Consider the following 20512-nt stretch of genomic DNA (forward strand, 5'->3'; position numbering starts at 1 on the left):
CGCCCCGCCGTTAACAACGGCGGGGCGTTTGTTTTGGTGCCGCTCGGCTGACTTGGTCGTTAGTCGGCGTTCTTGTCGTTTGCCTGCTGCTTGCGTTTCTCGCGCGGGTCATTATGTGCCCGGCTGCGACGACGGCGCGGTTTTGCGGCTTCTTTAGCCACTGCTTCGCTGTCGGGCGCTGCTTGCTGCGCAGGTTGCGACGGCGTTTCAGCCGCTGGTTCCGTGGCTGGTGCCTGCTCAGGCGAGGTTTTCACAGCAGTGTCTTTTTCAGTAGCGCCTGGCTTAGCAGGGCTATCTTCGACTTCCGCTTCAGGACTCGCTTTAACAGGTTCTTCAGCACTTACTTCAGGTGCGTTTTCTTCAGAAGTGCTTTCTTCAGAAGTGCTTTCTTGAGAAGCGCTTTGCTCAGGTGCCTTCTCCGACGCCTCGGGCGCTGACGCGGCTTGCTCGCCATCGTTGTCCTGCGGCGTCTGCGCTGTCGGCTGCTCGCTTACCTCAGCCGTTTCGTCGCTGGCGGCTGGCTTAGAGGCGGCCTCTGAGGTGTTGTCCTCAGGCGCGTCTGTACCGGCAGTTGGGGCGGCAGTCTGCTCCGGCGCTGTTGTTGAAGACGTGTTAGCACCCGCCTGATCAGCGACGGGGTCAGCCTTGGGCGTCTCTTCCGTTACCGATGCCTGGGCTGCTGGCGCTTCGGCGGCCTCGGAGGGGGTGGAAGCCTCCTCCTCTGATACAGTCGCTTGGTCTTGTGACGGCACTGCGTCAGTGCCTTCATTCGATGCCGTATCGCCACCTTTCGAACGCGAATTGCGCTTTGGCTGACGCCGTTGCTGAGTCGACTTGCGGGCCTTGGCCGCATTATCGGCAGGGCTTTCAGCCGTTGTGGTTGGCGCCTCGTCGACTGAATCAGCGATGCTATCTACTGAAGAGGAGGTTGCTTCCTGTTCAGCGGGCGGTTGCTTGGCCGTGTCCGCTGGCGCAGCGGCCGTTGGCTGAGTTGCCTGCGATGCAGTCTCGGTGGTCGCGTGGTTATCTGCTTGGCGCTCGTTGCCGTTGCCTGTCACCGCGTCATTTGATGCATTATCCGACTCGCTGGGGGCCTTGGCAGCCTCTTCCTGAAGTTTTAGCTGCTCGGCTTCGGCCTTCGGATTGATAGCCTGCTGACGCGTGCGCTGGCGCGGGTTGTTACGCGTGCGCTTGGGCTTGCCGTCATCCTGCTTGGCCGTCGGCGTATCGGCGTTGGCCTTGGCAGCGTTTTTGGTGTCGCTGGCATTGGCATTCGCGTCACTGGCATTGCGAGAGGTGTCACGGTTCGACTCGCGACGGGCTTTGGGGGGTGCGCTTTTGCCTGCTGTATCGCTGTCGCTGCCCTTGGCAGAACTTGCCTGAGCAGTGTCCTTCTGACGGTTTGGCTTTTTGTCATTGCCCTGTGCGCTGTTGCCATCATCTTGCTGGGGATGGCGGCGACGGTTGCGGGTCCGGCTTGGGCCGTTACGCTTTTCGTCGGTCTCGTTGCCGGTACTGCGCTGGGCATTGCCCGTATTGCTCTTGGCCGCACTATCGCTGCGCTGTCGGTTGGGTTGCGTCTCTTCACGGCGAGCGGAGGGTGTGCGTTCGGTTTTGCGCGGCGCGGCTGGTTCTGACGGCTTCTTGGTCTGGTTAGTGGGCGTGGGGCGCTGTTCATCGCTACCCAGCCATTTGGCAACGCCGCGCATGAAGCGACCCAGCATGCTGGCATCGCTGGTGTTGCTTTCAGGTGCCGGGCTTTCCGGGCTTGGTTCATGCTGCAACGAGGCAGGAGCAGGGGCGTTGTGGGCAACGCTTTTAACCGCCGCTTCAGCCCGCTGGGCAGGGGGGACAAAGCTTGGCGCCGGTTCTTTGCCGATGTCGCTCTCCGTGGACAGCTCAAAGCTTGAGAGCGTTTGGCTGTCGTCTTCGTCGAGGTGGTCATCGCGGAGACGCTGCACATCGTAATGGGGGGTATCCATGTCCGGGTTGGGCAGCAGAACGACGCGAACGCCCTGGCGGGATTCGATGTCGGCCAGCACACTACGCTTTTCGTTAAGCAGGTAGGTTGCCACAGGGACTGGCAAGATAGCCCGTATTTGCGCGCTGCGCTCTTTCATGGCCTCTTCTTCGATCAGGCGCATGATGGATAGCGAGAGCGAGCGGACATCGCGAATGGTGCCTTGACCGTTGCAGCGCGGGCAGACCACGCCGCTGGTTTCGCCCAGTGAAGGACGCAGCCGCTGACGTGACATTTCCATCAGGCCAAAGCGAGAGATGCGGCCGATTTGTACCCGTGCCCGGTCAAGCTTGAGGGCATCGCGCATACGATTTTCAACTTCACGCTGGTTGCGGGCGGGCCCCATGTCGATAAAGTCGATGACCACCAGGCCGCCAATGTCGCGCAGGCGTAGCTGACGAGCGATTTCATCGGCGGCTTCTGAATTGGTTTGCAGCGCGGTTTCTTCAATATCGCTGCCACGTGTGGCGCGGGCCGAGTTGATATCGATGGATACCAGGGCTTCGGTATGGTCGATAACGATCGATCCACCGGACGGCAGTTTGACTTCGCGCTGGTAGGCCGTTTCGATTTGCGATTCGATCTGGAAACGCGAGAACAGCGGCACTTCATCGGCGTAAAGCTTGATTTTCTGCTGGTAAGACGGCATCACCTGACGAATGAAGGCGAGCGCTTCAGCGTGTATCTCGGGGCTGTCGATCAAGACTTCGCCGATGTCCTGGCGCAAGTAGTCCCGCATCGCGCGAATGATTACGTTGGATTCGCGGTAGATAAGGAAGGGGGCGGCGCGTTTACCCGCTTCGGTAGTGATCGACTCCCATACCTGAACGAGGTAGTCCAGGTCCCATTGCAGTTCTTCAGGGCTCCGGCCGATGCCAGCGGTGCGCACGATCAGACCCATTTTATCGGGTACGGTAAGGTGGCCCATGGCCTCTTTCAATTCGCTACGCTCGTCGCCTTCGATACGGCGTGAGATGCCGCCGGCGCGCGGATTGTTAGGCATCAGCACCAGAAAGCGCCCGGCCAGACTGATGAAGGTGGTTAACGCTGCGCCTTTATTGCCGCGCTCTTCCTTATCGACCTGGACAATGACTTCCTGGCCCTCTTTGAGTACTTCCTTGATGCTCGGACGGCCGGAAACATCCTTGATGAAATATTCCCGCGAGATTTCCTTTAACGGTAGAAAACCATGACGTTCGGCGCCGAAATCAACGAAGGCTGCTTCCAGTGAGGGTTCAACACGAGTGATCTTGCCACGATAAATATTGGCTTTTTTCTGCTCTCTTGCGCCGGACTCGATATCCAGATCATACAACCGTTGTCCATCAACCAGAGCGACGCGCAGCTCTTCAGGCTGGGTCGCATTGATTAGCATTCTTTTCATAATGTCTCGCATAGCGTAGCGTGCCGACGAACCACCTTGGGGGTGATGTGGCGAACCGCTGGGTGCTGCGTGCTTGTGCTCGGCGCATAGCGATGCTGACGCATTTTACCAGGACGGCATGATCGCCGACCTGGCTAATTAGGCGTTGAGTACGTGGCGGAGGCAAGACATGTTTCGGTGGCTGTCACGTCCATCCGGCCCTGCTGACACCGCCAACACCTGGCATTCATCGATTCACCAACACCGTCATCGGCACGGTGTTGAACTTTGTCGTCTTAAGCAGGCAGCGCGTTGTGACGTTTCAGCCTGGCTACTTAGGACGTGGCGTTTTAAGCGATTGCCCACCGTTCAGGGTTGGGCACAATCTTGTCTGCCGTATGGAAAACGGGCGGCAGAGTTACTGCATTTTTTTACGGCGAGGGGTGGGTAATGCGTACACTGAACCACGCCTCTTGCTTCGGCCTGCGTGTTAGTCGGGCAGGCGCTGGCCAAACATCATCTTGATACCATCAATTAGCTTAATGACAACGCGATGCTATCAATGATCTCTATCAGCCGGTAAGCGCTTTGGAATATAACAGTAAAGCAAACGACCAGCAATTGACGCATTGGTGTTGGGTCTACGGTAGAATGCCGTTTTAGCCTATCAGCAGGAGTGCGCGGCAATGGCCGAAGGGCGTGAAGTACAGTGGGTGGAAATTGCCCAGGAACAATCTGGCCAGCGAATTGATAATTTTTTGATGACCCGCCTTAAAGGCGCGCCGCGTGCGTTGATTTACCGGATCGTGCGCAAGGGTGAGGTGCGAGTGAATAAAAAACGCATCAAGGTCGATTACCGGCTTCAGCCGGGCGACCTGGTGCGCATTCCACCGCTTCGTCTGGCGCCCCGCGAGGCGGTCAAGGAAGTCAGCGATAATTTGCGTGATCTGCTTGTCGGCAGCGTCATTATGGAGGGGCCGGACTGGATGGTGCTCAATAAGCCGTCAGGGCTCGCCGTCCATGGCGGCAGTGGGGTTAAAATCGGCCTGATCGAGGCGCTTCGTCAGGTGCGCGACGACCTGACGTTTTTAGAACTGGTGCACCGTTTGGACCGCGATACCTCGGGCTGCCTGCTGCTGGCCAAATCCCGCGATGCGCTTGTCACCCTGAACGAGTCACTGAAAAAGCACGGCATGGACAAGCGCTATCTGGCGCTGGTGGCAGGCCGCTGGCCGGCACGTAAGACCTACGAAAGCGCCCGTCTGGATCGCTATGACGCGGGCAACGGCGAGCGGCGTGTCAGGGTGGATCCCGATGGTAAGGTGTCGCGCACGCACTTCGCTGTTGTCGAGACGTTTGAAAAAGCCACGCTTATCGAGGCCGAGCCGGTGACCGGGCGGACGCATCAAATCCGTGTGCATGCCGCGCATGCCGGTCACGCGCTGCTCGGGGATGACAAGTATGCCAATCGAGAGAGCGGCCTGCTTACCAAGCAGCTCGGGCTTGGCCGACTATTTTTGCATGCCCGCGCACTGACCTTTCCTGAGCCTTCCAATGGACGTCCTGTAACGGTCAAGGCGCCGCTGCCTGAGGCGCTGGAAGACACACTTAATCGCGTGCGCCGATAAGGAGTTCCCATGCGCTATGAACTGGTCATCTTTGATTGGGACGGTACGCTGATGGATTCGGTGCCGCGTATCGTGTCGTGCATGCAGACGGCGGGTATCGAAGCGGGATTGGGTACGCTTCCCCAGGCGGATATCGAGAACATCATCGGTCTGGGATTGCCTGAAGCCATTGAAACGCTTTGCCCGGGTATATCGCCAGAGCAGGCCGAGCGTCTCCGCCAAGGCTACGCGCATCAATTTGTGCATGTGGATACCACTCCCATGCGATTTTTCGCTGGTGTGGAAGATCATTTGGCGCGCCTTCGGTTAAATGAGGCGCAGCGATTGGCGGTCGCGACAGGCAAAAGTCGCCGTGGTCTGGACCGGATTTTCCAGGAGACGGGTAGCCTCGACTGGTTTCACGCCAGCCGCACCGCCGACGAAACACGTTCCAAGCCTCACCCGCAAATGCTGCAGGAATTGCTCGACGAGCTATCGGTGCCTGCTGAGCGGGCGGTCATGGTGGGGGATACCGAGTATGACCTGGAAATGGCTCGATCGCTCGGTATGCCTCGCGTCGGCGTCAGTTATGGCGTTCATTCCCCTGAGCGCCTGGCGGCTAGCCAGCCGCATGAGATCGTGCACAGCGTTGATGAACTTTTTACCTGGCTACAGGGGTAAGTGATGAAGGATGATGATTCCCGCAGCAACATGAACAACGATGCATCGCCATCGTCCGAGCAACAAAAGATGGCAGATCGTTGGACCCAGGGCCCCGAAGTGCCCCCAAACAAGGGAAATGAGGAGGCGGGGCAGCCCGGTGACGACGCTGATACGCTGCGCGAGCGCCAGCGGTTGGCGCAGATCGAGATGATGGATCACTGGATTGGCGGCGTGTTGGCAGAGCAGCGGCGCTCGCGTCGTTGGAAGCTGTTTTTTCGTCTGCTGATGCTGACCCTGTTCGCGGTGGCGCTGGGGCTGGGTATATACCGTTTCTATGCCCCGTCGGAAGCGACGCCCGCTGCCGCGCACCTCGCCAGAGTGGACGTTAACGGCGTGATCGCCGCGGACGCGCCAGCCAATGCTGAACGTATCATTGAAGGGCTGCGCAACGCCTGGGACGCCGATAGCGCCGAGGCCATTGTGCTGCATATCAACAGCCCGGGCGGCAGTCCTGTGCAGTCACAGCGCATTTATTCGGAAATCATGCGGTTACGGGAGTCGGGCGATAAACCCATTGTGGCCGTCATTGAAGATATTGGTGCCAGTGGTGCTTATTACATAGCGGCGGCGGCTGATGACATCGTCGCATCCCCGGTGAGTCTGGTCGGTTCGATTGGCGTTATATACGCCGGTTTTGGCCTGGAAGAGGCCATTGACCGCGTGGGCATCGAGCGGCGGGTGTTGACGGCAGGTGATAACAAGGCGTTTCTGGATCCTTTTCAGCCCTTTGATGAGGAAGATGAGGCGTTTTGGCAGAGCGTACTCGAAAGCACCCACCAGCAGTTTATTGATGATGTAAAAGCGGGACGCGGAGATCGCTTGAGCGATAACGACGATTTGTTCAGTGGCCTTGTCTGGAGTGGCGCGCAGGCCCAGACGCTGGGGTTGGTCGACCAGCTGGGTAGTATCGATGATGTTGCCCGTGAGTACAGCGATGAGGCTGAGTGGCAAAACTACACGCCGAGCCTGGATCCGTTTGATCGGCTGACCCGGCGCTTCACTCAGACGGCCGCTCAACTGCTGGGGGTCGATACATCCCCTTCGCCGCTGCGCTTTCAGTCACCCTGAAGAAGGTTGGCGCCAAGCGGGTCGAGGCCCGCTTGGCGTAGCATGTCGCAAAGGGCGATCAAGGGTAACCCCATCAGGGCGTTGGGATCGCGTCCCTCAAGGCGCTCGAACAGCGCGATGCCCAGACCCTCCATGCGAAAGCTTCCAGCGCTATCAAGCGGCTGCTCTTTAGCGACGTAAACGCTTATTTCCTCTTGGCTCAGCTGTCGGAAGACAACCTCGAAGGGCTCCACGTGGACCCTGTGAGATTGGTGTCGCGTGTCAAGCAGGGCTAAGCCGGTAAGGAAGGTCACCCGTTGACCGGAAAAGCGGTTGAGATTGTGTTCGGCGCGCTCGCTGGTGTGCGGCTTGCCCAGGATGTCGCCCTCGAAGACGGCAATCTGGTCAGAGCCGATGATCAAGTGGTCGTTAAACCGGTCAGCCACGGCGTTGGCTTTGCTTAACGCCAGGCGATGCACCAACCGCTGCGGCGTTTCACCCATTTGCGGTGTTTCGTCAATGTCGGGCGAACAGCATTGATAAGGCAATTGCAGTCGGTCGAGCAGTGCGCGGCGCGAACGCGAGCTTGAAGCCAGCACCAGCGCAGGTGTTGCGTTAGACATGCGTTTTTCCTTCGTAAGGTAAGTGGCTTTTGCGGTCAATGGGCCTGATGGATGCCCAGTTTACCCAAACTTGGGCCTTATCCTATCGCGCGACCACAAAGAATTATGCCCTTGGCTTTGACACCAGCATGGGGAGTGCCTATCATTGCGCGCCTATGTTGACCTCACAACTCCCCAGCCGGGTTGAGCCTTATAAGCTTGCAGCCCGCCGCGAACGACTCGAAGGCCTGGTAGCGCTTGATAAGCTGCCACGCCTCGCCGAAGAAGCCGGACTCCAATCGGGTGACTGTCACGTCGTGCTCGAATTTGGTGTTGATGCTCAGGGGCGACGTGAAATTCGTGGTCATATGCAAGCAACACTGGCCCTTCCTTGCCGCCGATGTCTGGAGCCGCTCAGCCAGCACGTCACCAGCGATTTTCTATTAGGGATGGTCGCCGATGAAAGCCTGGCCGGAGAGCTGCCAGCCAGTCATGAACCGGTGCTGGTGGAACATGAACAGCTGGACTTGCTGACGGTCGTCGAGGATGAATTAATCCTCAGTCTGCCTCAAGTGGTCTACCACGACGAAGCAGATTGCCACGTTTCGGCAGAGCAACTGGTCAGCAAGACAGAAGGTGGGGAGCAGGAAGAAGCCCCCGCCAATCCTTTCGCGGTGCTTAGCACGCTGAAAGGCAAGAAGTAAGCACCCATAATCCGACAGACCCTGGAGTAATCCCATGGCAGTTCAAAAGAACCGTAAAACTCGTTCCAAGCGCGGTATGCGTCGTAGCCACGATGCCTTGACCGCTCCGACGCTGTCTCAAGACAAAGAAACCGGCACCACCCACCTGCGTCACCACGTTTCGCCGGATGGTTTCTATCGCGGTCGCAAGGTGGTTGACGCGTAAAGCGTCTTTGCCGGTCGATACGACTAAACGAATGGGTGCTTTGTGCGCCTAGCAATTGATGTGATGGGGGGCGATGAAGGCCCTCACGCGCTGATTGAAGGGGCTGCCAGGGCTGTTATCGATACCCCTGGTCTAGAGCTTGTTCTGTTTGGTCCGCATCAGCATATCAGTGCTGAGCTCTCGCGTTTGCCGCGGCCTTTGGCTGCGGCAACGTCACGTTTAGCGGTCCACGATGTGGCTGATAGCGTTGCGACGACGGCGACGGCTGCCTGGGCGTTGCGTCGCGGGCAGTCGACCAGTATGGCGCAAATGCTACGCTGCCTGGCCAAAGGCGATGCCCAGGCGGGTGTCAGCGTTGGCAATACGGCCGCCCTGGTAGCGTTGGCCCGCCGAGAGCTGGGTATGCTGACGGGTATGTCGCGTCCGGCTATCAGCACGGCCATTCCGGCGCGCTGCGGGCGGCGCTGCTATCTGCTGGATCTGGGCGCTAATGTTGATTCGCCGGCGAGCCGCCTGGTCGAGTTTGCCCTGATTGGTGCAGCAATGGCAGAGCAGGTGGACGGTATCGCGCGCCCTCGCGTGGCGTTGCTCAACGTTGGTGCCGAGTCAACCAAAGGGAGTGCCAGCGTGCGCGAAGCCGATAGATTGCTTCAAGAATCGGCGGACAGCTTGCCATTTGACTACCTTGGTTATGCTGAGGGCGGCGATATCTTCCAAGGCGAACTGGATGTGATTGTCTGTGATGGTTTTGCGGGCAACGCCGTGCTCAAGGCAAGCGAGGGTTTGGCGGGTATGCTGGTCGAGCGGGTGCAGCTGGCGTTTGCGTCACGCCTGAGAGGGCGCCTGGCGAGCTGGGTTGCCAAGCCCGTGTTAAAGCACTTAAAACAAGAGCTGGATCCGGTACGCTACAACGGCGCCAGTTTACTAGGCTTGCAGGGAATTGTGGTGAAAAGCCATGGAGGTACCCGTGCAGATGGTTTTTACTATGCCATTCGCCGCGCGATGCAGGAGGTTGAGCACAACCTGCCCGAGCGGCTTGCCAAGCGCTGGTCTTTCAATGAGTAGCGACTTTTTTAATGGTGCAGTGATGATGTCACTGCATTGCAGGTTAGCGGGTTATGGCGAGCAGCAGGATGTGCCCATAACCGCGTCTATCGCTCAATTGAGCAAATGCCTACAAGAGCAAAGGTGAACGACATGTCTCAACCCCTTGCCCTCATTTTCCCCGGGCAGGGCTCTCAGCAGCTTGGAATGCTGCGCGAGCTTGCCGAGCGTTACAGCGTGGTGGGAACGACCTTTGAGGAAGCATCGGATGCGTTACGCTACGACTTGTGGAAAGTCGTGCAAGAGGGGCCAGATGCCTCGCTAAATGCTACCGAATGCACTCAGCCAGCGTTGCTGTCCGCCAGTATAGCGATATGGCGCGTCTGGCAAGAGCTGGAAGGGCCGCGCCCGACGGTCATGGCCGGGCACAGCCTGGGTGAATACAGCGCCATGGTATGCGCAGGTGTGCTTGGATTTGCCGAGGGCGTTAAATTGGTTCGTCTTCGCGGTGAGGCCATGCAGCACGCAGTGCCAGCGGGAGAAGGCGGTATGGCCGCCATTCTGGGCCTCGATAACGCGTCTGTGGAGGCCGCCTGTGCCAACGCAGCGCAAGGGGACGTCGTTTCAGCTGTCAACTACAATGCCCCGGGCCAGGTAGTGATTGCGGGCGGCAAAGCGGCCGTTGAGCGGGCGATTGTGGCGTGTCAGGAAGCGGGCGCCAAGCGGGCGATGCCGCTCCCGGTTTCCGTGCCTTCGCACTGCGACCTCATGCGCCCTGCGGCAGACCGCCTGGCGGCAGCGATGCAGGAAATCGAACTGCGTCCGCCGCGCTACACAGTCATCCAAAACGTAGACGCCGAGGCGCATGCTGACGTCGATACGCTGCGCACGCGACTGATTGAACAGCTTTATCAGCCTGTGCGCTGGAGCGACTGTGTCGAAACAATGGCCGCCCAGGGAGCAAACGTGTTCATCGAGTGTGGCCCGGGTAAAGTGCTGACCGGCTTGAATAAGCGTATTGTGCGTGGCAGTAAAAGTCTGGCGGTCAACGATCCCGATAGCTTGGATGCCGCGCTTGAGTTGGCTCGCGACGCGTTGGCGGATGATGCATGATAAGTGGTGATTTTCCGCTATCCTTGCTTATTTACATGGTGAAAGGCAGTACCTTATGACCCAAGAACGTAGAGTTGCGCTTGTTACGGGTGCCAGTCGTGGCATCGGCCGGGCAGTCGCTTACGAACTGAGCCGCCAGGGACGTATTGTCGTTGGTACCGCGACCAGCGAAGCTGGTGCAGCCAACATTGACGCTGACTTCGCAGATCAGGGCATTGAAGGGGCTGGCTTATGCCTTGATGTCACCGATCAGGCGAGCATCGATGATGTCTTGAAAACCATTGCTGAACGGTTTGCCGCGCCGACTATTCTGGTCAACAATGCCGGTATCACGCGCGATAATCTCTTGATGCGCATGAAGGAAGACGAATGGGACTCGGTGATGGATACCAATCTCAAGTCTGTCTACCGGGTCAGCAAAGCGTGCCTGCGAGGGATGACCAAGGCGCGTTTTGGGCGTATTGTGTCGATCAGCTCCGTGGTGGCGACCATGGGCAACTTGGGCCAGACTAACTACGCGGCGGCCAAGGCTGGCATGGAAGGCTTTAGCCGAGCGCTGGCCCGTGAAGTTGCCTCGCGTGCCATTACGGTCAACTCGGTGGCGCCGGGGTTTATCGCCACCGACATGACCGAAGCGCTACCGGAAGCGCAGCACGACATGCTGCTCAAGCAGATTCCGTTGGCGCGCCTGGGTTCTCCGGATGAAATTGCCGCTGCCGTGGGATTTCTGGCCAGTGATGCGGCAGGATACATCACCGGCGAGACACTGCATGTCAACGGCGGCATGAATATGCGTTGATGGCCTTGAGTTTGGCGGTTGCGTCAGCTCAAGGGCGTCTATAAACTACCCCGCAGCTTTTGGCTTGCGGTTCCCAAATAGCTGGTTATCCAAAACGGCTAATGTGAATGACTGGAGTACGTTGATGAGTACTATTGAAGAGCGCGTAAAGAAAGTAGTGGCTGAGCGCCTGAACGTTAAAGAAGAAGATATCCAGAATAGCTCTTCTTTTACTGAAGACCTGGGTGCTGACTCGCTTGACACAGTTGAGCTCGTCATGGCGTTGGAAGAAGAATTCGATACGGAGATTCCGGACGAAGAAGCCGAGAAGATCACCACGGTTCAAGAAGCTATCGACTACGTTAACGCCCATCAGTAAGGGGTAGTTGATGCATCGAACCCGGGTAGGTGGCTTGATGTCTACCCGCATTAAAAAGCCGTCCTTCCAGGGGCGGCTTTTTTGCTTTGCGGTCGCACTGAATATAACGTTCAATCTCCGTTATACTAGCGGCAACTTTGACGACTGATAATGACTCACAAGGGTCGAGTCACCATGGATGCCTGGAGGAAGATTGATGGCGCGAAGAAGGGTAGTGGTAACCGGGTTAGGCCTGGTGACCCCAGTTGGAAATACGGTCCATGAGTCGTGGGCCAACATTGTGGCCGGGCAAAGCGGTATCGCGCCGATTGAGCATTTCGATACCAGCGGCTTTAACACGCGGTTTGGCGGGTCGGTAAAAGGGTTTGATATCAGCCCGTACCTGAACCCTAAAGATGCCCGCAAGATGGATCTGTTCATCCAGTACGGCATGGCCGCGGGTGCTCAGGCAATTCAGGACTCAGGCCTTGAGTGTACCGAGGCCAACGCTGACCGTATTGGTGTAGCGATCGGGTCCGGCATTGGCGGGTTACCCATGATTGAACATAATCATGATGCGCTGAATAAAGGCGGTGCACGCAGGATATCGCCGTTTTTTGTCCCAGGGTCCATCATCAATATGATCTCGGGCAATATGGCGATTCAGCACGGCTTTAAAGGGCCCAATATTGCGATTACCACGGCCTGCACCACGGGAACGCACAATATTGGTTACAGCGCCCGCACCATTGCCTATGGTGATGCCGAGGTGATGGTCTGCGGTGGCGCGGAAATGGCCACCACACCGCTGGGGCTGGGGGGGTTCGCAGCCGCACGCGCGCTGTCGACCCGCAACGATGACCCGCAGGCTGCCAGCCGTCCCTGGGATACCGACCGTGACGGCTTTGTGTTGTCAGACGGGGCCGGTGTGATGGTGCTTGAAGAGTTCGAGCACGCCAAGGCCCGCGGCGCAACCATCTATGCGGAGTTGGCAGGCTTTGGCATGAGCGATGACGCTTATCACATGACGTCACCACCTGAAGATGGCAGTGGTGCTGCATTGTCGATGAGTAATGCCATCAAGGACGCGCAGATGAATCCTGCCGAGGTGGATTATATCAATGCCCATGGTACCTCAACGGCATCGGGCGACCTGGCTGAAAGTCGAGCTGTCGAAAAAGTCATGGGGCAGGCTGCTCAGCAAGTGGCCGTCAGTTCGACCAAGTCGATGATTGGCCACCTATTGGGGGCGGCTGGCGCTGTGGAAGCGGTGTTTAGCGTGCTGGCTATCCGCGATCAGGTCGCACCGCCCACGATCAACCTGGATAACCCGCAGGAGGGCTGCCGACTCGATTACGTACCGCACACGGCTCGTGACATGCGTATCGATGCTGTGCTGTCGAACTCCTTCGGCTTTGGCGGTACCAATGGGTCATTGCTGTTCAAAAAGGTGTAAGCCTGTATGAGTCAGCCCTGGGTACCTTTTGACGACCGCGGGCTGGCCTACGGTGACGGCGTATTTGAAACTGTTCTGCTGCACGATGGTCAGCCGGTGCTTTGGCAGCAGCATGTGGAGCGGCTGCTGGAGGGCTGTCAGCGGTTGATGATCGACCCGCCTTCGCCAGCCGCATTGTCGGCCACCTGGCAAGCAGCACCCACTGTCGGGTGGGAGGTGCTCAAGATTATCGTCACCCGGGGGAGCGGTGGTCGTGGCTACGCGATTCCTGACGTGGCGGCCCCCCGTCTTATGAGCCGTCGTGTGCCTTTTCAGCCGGATTCGTCGGCCTGGTCGAAGGGGGTTAGCGTACGTATCTGTTCGCTACGCCTGGCCCGGCAACCCCGCTTGGCGGGTATCAAACACCTCAATCGTCTTGAAAATGTGCTGGCTCGCCAGGAGTGGCAGGCAACGGACTACCGTGAAGGTCTGTTGGCTGATAACCACGGCCTGGTCGTGGAAGCCACCAGCATGAATCTGTTTTGGGAACAGAACGGGTGCATCATGACGCCGACGCTGGATCAGTGTGGTGTGGAAGGTACGCTGCGCGCCGCGTTGATTGATGCACAGCTCGTGACCCCTGCTCAACTGGCAATCGATGAGGTCGCGGCGGTTGACCGGTTGTGGCTGGCCAACTCAGTGCAGGGTGTATGGCCGGTCAATGCGTTGTGGACGGCTGAAGGCGCCCCTCTTCGTCGCTGGGGAGCGCCCAGGCATGATCCCTTGCAAGCCGTGGCCCACCCGCTGCTCGGTTACCCAGCGACGTCTTAACGTATTGAATATTGAGGTCTTATAGTGAAACGCTTGGTGGTTGCACTGGCCGTGATGGCCGTGGTTGGCGTTGCCGGTGTCGCGGGTGGTTATGTTTATTGGCAGCAGCGGCTTGATGCGCCGCTGTCGATTGGTGAGCCCACGCTTTATCAGGTGCCTTCTGGTGCCGGCCTCAATCGCGTGGTCGCCGAGTTGGAGGCGCAAGGCATTATTGAGGATGCCTGGGCGTTCCAACTGATGACGAAACTTCAGCCGGATGAATTGCCGGACCTGCGCACAGGGGAATATCTTCTCGAGCCTGGCATTACCGGCATGGAGCTTTTGGCGCTGCTCGGCAGCAACGATGTCGTAACATATCCGCTGACCATTCCCGAAGGGTGGACCTTTGCCCAGATGCGTGAGCAACTGGCGGCAGCCCCCAAGCTTGAACAGCGCACAGCGGATATGAGCGATGGGGAGCTCATGGCATTGCTTGATCGAGAGGGGACGCACCCGGAAGGCTGGTTCTTCCCCGATACCTATCGCTATCACCTGGGGATGAGTGACGTTGATATCCTGCGTCAGTCGCTTGAACGTATGGAACGCATACTTGACGAGGTTTGGGCCGAACGCGACGACGACCTGACCATCGACTCGCCCTATGAAGCGCTGATCATGGCATCGTTGATCGAACGCGAAACCGGAGCACCTGAAGAACGGCGTGAAATTGCGGGCGTTTTCAAGCGGCGGATGGAGAGCGGCATGCGGCTGCAAACCGACCCGACGGTTATCTATGGAATGGGGGATCGCTACGATGGGCGGATTACCCATGCCGATTTACGCGAGGCCACGCCCTACAACACCTATGTGATTGATGGGCTGCCGCCGACGCCAATCGCGATGCCGGGGCGGGCCTCGCTGGAAGCGGCTGTGAACCCTTTGCCGGGCGACACGCTGTATTTTGTCTCGCGGGGTGACGGGACCCACAAGTTCTCGAGCACGCTGCGGGAGCACAACAACGCCGTGAACCGGTATATCCGTAACCGTGACTAATATTACCCAAATCCAGAGGCCATGATGACGAAGCGCGGTCGCTTTATTACCCTAGAAGGCGGTGAAGGTGTAGGGAAGTCCACCAATATGCAGTTCGTGGTGGCCTGGCTGGAGGCTCAGGGAATCGAAGTGGTGGCCACGCGGGAGCCAGGGGGAACCCCCCGGGCAGAAGCGATTCGCCAACTGTTGTTGGACCCCGCCCCCGAGGAATGGCTGCACACCGACGCCGAGCTGCTGTTAATGTTTGCCGCCCGCGCCCAGCACCTGGCCGAAAAGATTCTGCCCGCGCTGGCGCGAGGCGCCTGGGTGGTGTGTGACCGTTTCACTGACGCGACATACGCCTATCAGGGCGGCGGCCGTGGGATTCCGGTAGAGCGTATCGCAGCGCTTGAGGCATTTGTGCAGAAGGGAGTGGCGCCTGACCTGACGCTATTGCTGGATATGCCACACGATGCTGCCAGGCAACGCCTGGAATCACGCCTGCGCGACCAGCATACCCAGCGAGACCGGTTTGAAAAGGAGCAGGCAGACTTCTTTCAGGCTGTTCGTAATGCCTACCTGGCGAGGGCCGAGCAAGCGCCGGAGCGGTTTGCCCTGATCAACGCCCACCAACCCCTGACAGAGGTCCAGTCCGATATCTGTGACACCCTGGCCGGTCGAGCCGCGTTATGGGACTGAGCGGTGTGCTGCCCTGGCATGACCCCACCTGGCGCCAGCTATGTCGTCTTGCTGATGCTGGGAGAATGCCCCATGCGCTGCTGTTCAGCGGCGAGCATGGCGTAGGCAAGCAGCGCCTGGCAGAGGCACTGATTGCCCGAACGATGTGTGCCGCCCCCGGTGAGCAGGCCTGTGGTCAATGCCGCAGCTGTCAGCTGCTGGCGTCCGGGTACCATCCCGATTTGCTACGCATTTCGCCGGAGGAAGGCAAGCGCCAGATCCGTATTGATACCATTCGTGACGTCAATCGCTTTGTCTCGCAAACCGCGCAGCAGGGTGGCTACAGGGTCATCGTTATCTCGCCGGCTGAAGCCATGAACGTGGCCGCTTCAAACGCACTGTTGAAAAGCCTGGAAGAGCCGGGCGATCAGACACTATTTATCCTGTTGGCGGATGTGCCGTCCAGAGTGCTGCCCACCATTCGCTCACGATGCCAGCAGTGGCCGCTACCCAGCGTCGCGTTAGCCGATTGCCTGGGCTGGTTGACCGAGCAGTTGGCAAGCGAGGACGAAGCGCGCTTCTGGTGGCAGGTGTCAGGTGGGCTGCCGTTGAGGGCGGTCGAGCTTGCCGCTCCTGAGGCGCGCGCCTTGCGTCAGCAGTTGCACGACTGCTTCGAGCAACTGGTACGCGGCGGGGAGCCGGTATCTGAAGCCGCGCGATTAGACCGTCAGGCGATAGATGCCATTTTATGGTACGGTATTGCCTGGCTTGAAGACCTGATCAGGCTGGGGTTGTCCGGCTCCACCTCTGCCCTGCGTAATCCCGATTTGCTTCCGCTTTACCGTCAAGCGGTGAAAAATGCCCGGGTACGGGACTGGTTTAAGCTGCTGGACTATGCCCGCGAGCAGCGCCGCCTGCTCGCCGTTGGTGCCAACCCCAATCCGCAGCTTGTGTTGGAAGCGTGGCTGGTGCGCTGGTCGGCATTACTCCGCTCCTAGACCGACTTGCGAGGTGTTATGGCAACGCAAAAAGCGCTCTCCCTCACGGTGCCCGATGTGCCCACTTTATTGTCTGCCTATATGCCGTTTCTTGACCGCGGTGGCATGTTCATTCCCACGCGCGGCTACTATGACCTGGGCCAGACCGTTTATTTACTGCTGACACTGCCGGGGGAGAGCGAGCGTCTCTCGCTAAGCGGCGAGGTGATCTGGGTGTCTCCCGACGGTGTCAGCGGTCGGCGCATGCCGGGGATCGGCATTCACTTCCACGCGCAGGATTACCGGGTGCGTGACCGTATTGAAACCCTTCTGGCGGGGCAGTTGGATAAAGCTGCGCCCTCATTTACTCTTTAACGCCCACCACGAGAGCGACATGTTTGTTGATTCCCACTGTCACCTGGACCGCTTATCCGACACCACACACAACGGCAGCCTTGCGGCCACGCTGGAGGCCGCCCGCAACGTTGGCGTCAACCAGTTTCTTGCCATCTCCGTGACGCTTGAGGACATGCCCAAACTTGCCGGCATTGCCAGAGAGCACGGGGATGTCGTGATATCGGCGGGCCAGCATCCTCTCCATGACGCACCGGTCGAACCCGGTGTCAGTGATATCAAGGAGGCGGCGGAGCAATTCGACGCGGTGGCCATTGGCGAGACGGGCCTTGATTACCATTATGCGGACCGCGTGTCGGCAGGGGTTCAGTATGAACGTTTCAAGCGCCACTTGATCGCCGCTCGTGAGCTCGAGCTGCCCGTGGTGGTGCATACCCGCGATGCCAAGGAAGACACTCTGGCCTTGCTGCGTGAGCACAGCGACCCGCGAGTCGGGGGCGTACTCCACTGCTTTACCGAAGATATCGAGATGGCGCGTGACGCCGTACGCTTAGGCTTTTATATTTCATTATCAGGGATTGTCACCTTCCGCAATGCTGAGTCGCTGCGTACCCTGGCGTGCCAGTTGCCCCTTGACCGGTTGCTGATCGAAACCGACAGCCCCTATTTGGCACCCGTGCCGTATCGTGGCAAACCCAATGAGCCCGCCTGGGTGGTTGAAGTGGCCGAGTGCATTGCCGAGGCGCGTGGCATCAGTGTTGATGAAGTCGCCATGCAGACCACGGCCAATTTCTATCAGCTATTTCGTAATGCGGCCCCCGACGCCCCCGAACAGGTTAAGCAAGCGTTGGCACAATCGGGGTTATTGGCTAAGTAGGCGGGCCAGGGCGAGGTAATACGATGAACATAGACCGATTGCTTGATTATCGCCAGGGCGCTTCCAGCATACCGCCACTTGATGACTGGCAGCCCGCCTTGTCAGGCGATATGGATATACGTATCGACGCCCAGGGTGGCTGGTGGCACGAGGGCGTGCCCTTTGCCCGTGCCAGCGTCGCGCGGTTGCTGTCGACCTTGCTGCGTCATGATGCCGAGGGCTATTGCCTGGTAACACCGATCGAGCGCTGGCGTATTCAGGTGGACGATCGGCCGCTAGTCGCCGTGGAAGCCGATTTTCGTGACGATGCATGGTGGTTGACCACGCAGTTTGACGACGTCGTGCGCCTTGATGCCGAGCACCCCCTGACGTTGAGCGAGACGCCCCAGGGAGACCATGTGCCGGAAATTGCCGTACGTTTCGGACTGGCTGCCAGGTTGCATCGCCATGTCTATTATCAGCTTGCCGACGTTGCTGAGTTACGCGATGAAAGGGCCGGTCGTCAGGCGCTGAGTGTCTACAGTGCTGGTCACTGGCATCCCATCGGCTACCTTGAAGGGCATGAGCTTGATGGGTTATCGCCCAGCGAGGGGTCGTGAAGCTAACCGCTGAACAGCAAGCCGTCATTCACCACGATGAGGGCCATGCCCGTGTTGCAGCGGTGGCCGGCGCCGGTAAAACCACCACCATGGCCGCGCGGGTTCACTATTTGCTCGGCAGTGGTGTTCCGCCCAAGCGCATCCTGGTGCTGATGTTTAACCGCTCCGCCCGGGAAGATTTTCAGCGTCGGTTGGCCAGTATGGCGCCATCCGGCCAGGCGTTACCTGACGTTCGTACCTTCCACTCGCTGGGTCACCGGCTGACGCAAAGCCTGTGCCGCTGGGGCGTCCTGGCGCCGCGTCGCCTGTTGTCGGCGGAATGGCAGCTCGAGCGTTTGCTTCGCCAGGCCAGCCTGAATGTGCTCAGCGATGCCGTTGAGCGCCGCGATGCGGCGCTGGAAGGCGATCGACTCGAGACGCTGGCCCATTTTTGCGGTCTGGTTAAAGCCGAAATGATGGCGCCAGAGGCCCTCTTTGAACGTCTCAATTACGACCCCGATACGGACTATTTCCCCGCCGCCTTCAAGGAGGCCGAACGCCTGCTGCGTAGTGAAGGGGTGATGACCTATGCGGATTTGCTTTACCGTCCGCTGCAGGCAATCGAGGCCGATAGCGCCTTACGCAGCCGGGTAGAGGGCTTTCTCGATCACGTGATCATCGATGAGTATCAGGATATCAATGCGGCCCAGCAGCGCTTGCTGGCGGTTCTGGCGGGTAAAAGAGCCTCCGTGATGGCGGTCGGCGACGCCAACCAGTGTATCTACGAGTGGCGCGGCGCGCGGCCGGATACCATGCTGGAAAACTTTACCACCACCTTTGGTGAAGCAACCGATTACCCTCTCTCGACCACGTTTCGCCACGGCCATGCCCTGGCACTGGCGGCCAACCATGCGATTGCCGCCAACCAGCGTCGGCCGGATCAGCTATGTTTGGCCGCGACCCACAATCCGGATACCCGCTTGTCAGTGGGGCAGGGCGGTCGACAGCTGCTGGATGCGTTGATTGACTGGCAGGCGCAGGGCCGTGTGTTGAGCGACGTGAGTCTCCTGGTACGCAGCTGGGCGCTCTCGGTGCCGTTTCAACTGGCGCTTCTGCAGGCTGGCATCCCCTTTCGGCTGGCCCGGGAAGACCGCTTTGTGTTTCGCCTGCCGCTGGTTCAGGCGCTGGCCGGGTATTTAAAACTTTCCCGTCGTCCGACATTGCTGCAAGATCCCGAACAACTCACCTTGCTGCTGGCCCAGCCCACGCCTTTCGTGGCCCGTGAGCGCCTGCAGCGCCTGGCTCGGCAGCTCGCCAGTCGTCAAGCATGGCCGGAAAATCACGACCCGGTGATCAGTGATTTAAAGCCCATCCAACGGCGCACGCTGAAAAAACGCTGGGCGTTGCTGTGCGAACTGCCGCAGCTCAGTGCATGGCCGCCCGCCAAGCTGTTGCAGTACGTGGTTGACACCATCGAGGCCGAGAAAACCCTGAAACGCGCCGCCGCCCGGCGCGATAAGGGCGAAGAGGACGTGCGCTTGCTGGACGTGCTGATCGAGCAGGCGCAAAGCGTTTCAGACCCGGATGCATTTATCGAGTTGTTGGAGCGGCCGGTAGAGAATCAAGCGGCGGGGGTGCTGATCAGCACCGTTCACGGCGCCAAGGGGCTTGAGTGGCCCTTCGTCGCCGTGGCGGGTGTCAACGAGGAAGACTTTCCTTATTACAGTCGGGATAACCCGCTCACCGATGACCGCCTGGAAGAAGAACGGCGGCTGTTTTACGTCGCGATCACGCGCTCGAAAGAACAGTTGCTTGTGCTTCACGACGGCGGTGCACATCGGCCCAGCCGTTTTATTGCCGAAAGTGCCTGGCAGGACAGCATGCAGGTCGCCGCCTGCCTGGCCAGCGACAAGACGCCGTCGCCCACGCTGACGGTCACGTCGCCATCGCTTGTGGGACGTTATCTCAGCCAGCTAGGGCGTGATGACATTGAATTGGCCGCGCCCCAGGTTCAGGCCCCCCAGGCAGGCTACACCGCAAGCGCGTTCTATCCTGGCCAGCGGTTGCACCATGCGGTATTCGGTGAAGGCGAGGTGGCCACCGTGGAAGGTAACCCAAGCGACCCGGTGATTGATGTGCGCTTTGATCAGGCAGGGCGGCGACGGCTGATTGCCAGCCGAGCGCCCATCGAGCGGCTGGCCTGATAA

At 59.1% G+C, this 20512-nt stretch carries 20 protein-coding genes; 18 read left to right on the forward strand and 2 right to left on the reverse strand.

Annotation, left to right across the window (positions count from 1 at the left end; all coding sequences use genetic code 11):
- Window positions 1-59 precede the first annotated feature (59 nt).
- Entirely contained in the window at window positions 60-3404 is a 3345-nt protein-coding gene (gene rne / locus B7L15_RS05710) for a ribonuclease E (protein ID WP_085918036.1), read from the reverse strand.
- Window positions 3405-4069: 665 nt separating this feature from the next.
- Between rne and B7L15_RS05715 the strand changes: the two genes are divergently transcribed.
- From B7L15_RS05715 to sppA, 3 genes are read left to right on the forward strand one after another with little or no spacing between them, the layout of a single operon-like run.
- The gene (locus B7L15_RS05715) at window positions 4070-5011 is read left to right on the forward strand and encodes an RluA family pseudouridine synthase (protein WP_085918037.1); all 942 of its coding nucleotides are present in this window, start codon (window positions 4070-4072) and stop codon (window positions 5009-5011) included.
- A gap of 9 nt (window positions 5012-5020) precedes the next feature.
- Complete coding sequence (locus B7L15_RS05720) at window positions 5021-5671, forward strand: HAD family hydrolase (protein ID WP_085918038.1); 651 nt, start codon at window positions 5021-5023, stop codon at window positions 5669-5671.
- A 3-nt stretch (window positions 5672-5674) separates the two neighbouring features.
- Window positions 5675-6781 carry a signal peptide peptidase SppA gene (gene sppA / locus B7L15_RS05725; protein ID WP_085918039.1) on the forward strand — a complete coding sequence of 369 codons (1107 nt, stop codon included), beginning with the start codon at window positions 5675-5677 and terminating at the stop codon, window positions 6779-6781.
- On the opposite strand, the gene B7L15_RS05730 is transcribed toward sppA, so the two are convergent.
- Window positions 6769-7383, reverse strand: a complete 615-nt coding sequence (locus tag B7L15_RS05730) for a Maf family protein (RefSeq protein ID WP_085918040.1) — start codon at window positions 7381-7383, stop codon at window positions 6769-6771. The two genes, sppA and B7L15_RS05730, sit on opposite strands and share 13 nt — an antisense overlap.
- 155 nt (window positions 7384-7538) lie before the next feature.
- Here B7L15_RS05730 and B7L15_RS05735 point away from each other — a divergent pair, with 155 nt between their 5' ends.
- The 15 genes from B7L15_RS05735 to B7L15_RS05805 all read left to right on the forward strand — a co-directional run bounded on the left by B7L15_RS05735 (window position 7539) and on the right by B7L15_RS05805 (window position 20509).
- Window positions 7539-8066: a YceD family protein gene (locus B7L15_RS05735; RefSeq protein WP_085918112.1), complete on the forward strand. Its 528-nt coding sequence runs from the start codon at window positions 7539-7541 to the stop codon at window positions 8064-8066.
- Window positions 8067-8100: 34 nt separating this feature from the next.
- Window positions 8101-8271, forward strand: a complete 171-nt coding sequence (rpmF, locus tag B7L15_RS05740; RefSeq protein WP_027335444.1) for a 50S ribosomal protein L32 — start codon at window positions 8101-8103, stop codon at window positions 8269-8271.
- A 42-nt stretch (window positions 8272-8313) separates the two neighbouring features.
- Entirely contained in the window at window positions 8314-9336 is a 1023-nt protein-coding gene (gene plsX, locus B7L15_RS05745) for a phosphate acyltransferase PlsX (protein ID WP_085918041.1), read from the forward strand.
- A gap of 132 nt (window positions 9337-9468) precedes the next feature.
- Window positions 9469-10428 (forward strand): ACP S-malonyltransferase, encoded by a 960-nt coding sequence (gene fabD, locus B7L15_RS05750; RefSeq protein WP_085918042.1) that lies wholly within the window; start codon window positions 9469-9471, stop codon window positions 10426-10428.
- Between the two features lie 55 nt (window positions 10429-10483).
- Entirely contained in the window at window positions 10484-11227 is a 744-nt protein-coding gene (fabG, locus tag B7L15_RS05755; RefSeq protein WP_085918043.1) for a 3-oxoacyl-ACP reductase FabG, read from the forward strand.
- 124 nt (window positions 11228-11351) lie between these two features.
- Window positions 11352-11585, forward strand: coding sequence for an acyl carrier protein (acpP, locus tag B7L15_RS05760; RefSeq protein WP_008956801.1), 234 nt, complete (start codon window positions 11352-11354; stop codon window positions 11583-11585).
- Between the two features lie 196 nt (window positions 11586-11781).
- The gene (fabF, locus tag B7L15_RS05765; protein WP_085918044.1) at window positions 11782-13020 is read left to right on the forward strand and encodes a beta-ketoacyl-ACP synthase II; all 1239 of its coding nucleotides are present in this window, start codon (window positions 11782-11784) and stop codon (window positions 13018-13020) included.
- A gap of 6 nt (window positions 13021-13026) precedes the next feature.
- On the forward strand, window positions 13027-13830 hold the full coding sequence (gene pabC, locus B7L15_RS05770; protein WP_085918045.1) for an aminodeoxychorismate lyase: 804 nt from the start codon (window positions 13027-13029) through the stop codon (window positions 13828-13830).
- 21 nt (window positions 13831-13851) lie between these two features.
- Window positions 13852-14862, forward strand: coding sequence for an endolytic transglycosylase MltG (gene mltG, locus B7L15_RS05775; RefSeq protein ID WP_085918046.1), 1011 nt, complete (start codon window positions 13852-13854; stop codon window positions 14860-14862).
- 24 nt (window positions 14863-14886) lie between these two features.
- Complete coding sequence (tmk, locus tag B7L15_RS05780) at window positions 14887-15540, forward strand: dTMP kinase (protein WP_176243639.1); 654 nt, start codon at window positions 14887-14889, stop codon at window positions 15538-15540.
- Window positions 15531-16517 carry a DNA polymerase III subunit delta' gene (locus tag B7L15_RS05785; protein ID WP_085918048.1) on the forward strand — a complete coding sequence of 329 codons (987 nt, stop codon included), beginning with the start codon at window positions 15531-15533 and terminating at the stop codon, window positions 16515-16517. Before tmk ends, B7L15_RS05785 begins: the two co-directional genes overlap by 10 nt.
- Before the next feature lie 18 nt (window positions 16518-16535).
- Window positions 16536-16871, forward strand: a complete 336-nt coding sequence (locus B7L15_RS05790) for a PilZ domain-containing protein (RefSeq protein ID WP_085918049.1) — start codon at window positions 16536-16538, stop codon at window positions 16869-16871.
- 19 nt (window positions 16872-16890) lie between these two features.
- Window positions 16891-17727: a TatD family hydrolase gene (locus tag B7L15_RS05795; RefSeq protein ID WP_085918050.1), complete on the forward strand. Its 837-nt coding sequence runs from the start codon at window positions 16891-16893 to the stop codon at window positions 17725-17727.
- Between the two features lie 23 nt (window positions 17728-17750).
- Window positions 17751-18326: a DUF1285 domain-containing protein gene (locus B7L15_RS05800; RefSeq protein ID WP_085918051.1), complete on the forward strand. Its 576-nt coding sequence runs from the start codon at window positions 17751-17753 to the stop codon at window positions 18324-18326.
- Window positions 18323-20509, forward strand: a complete 2187-nt coding sequence (locus B7L15_RS05805) for an ATP-dependent helicase (RefSeq protein WP_085918052.1) — start codon at window positions 18323-18325, stop codon at window positions 20507-20509. Before B7L15_RS05800 ends, B7L15_RS05805 begins: the two co-directional genes overlap by 4 nt.
- The last annotated feature ends 3 nt before the right edge of the window (window positions 20510-20512 follow it).

Source organism: Halomonas sp. CSM-2, from assembly GCF_002119345.1.
Taxonomy (GTDB): domain Bacteria; phylum Pseudomonadota; class Gammaproteobacteria; order Pseudomonadales; family Halomonadaceae; genus Vreelandella; species Vreelandella janggokensis.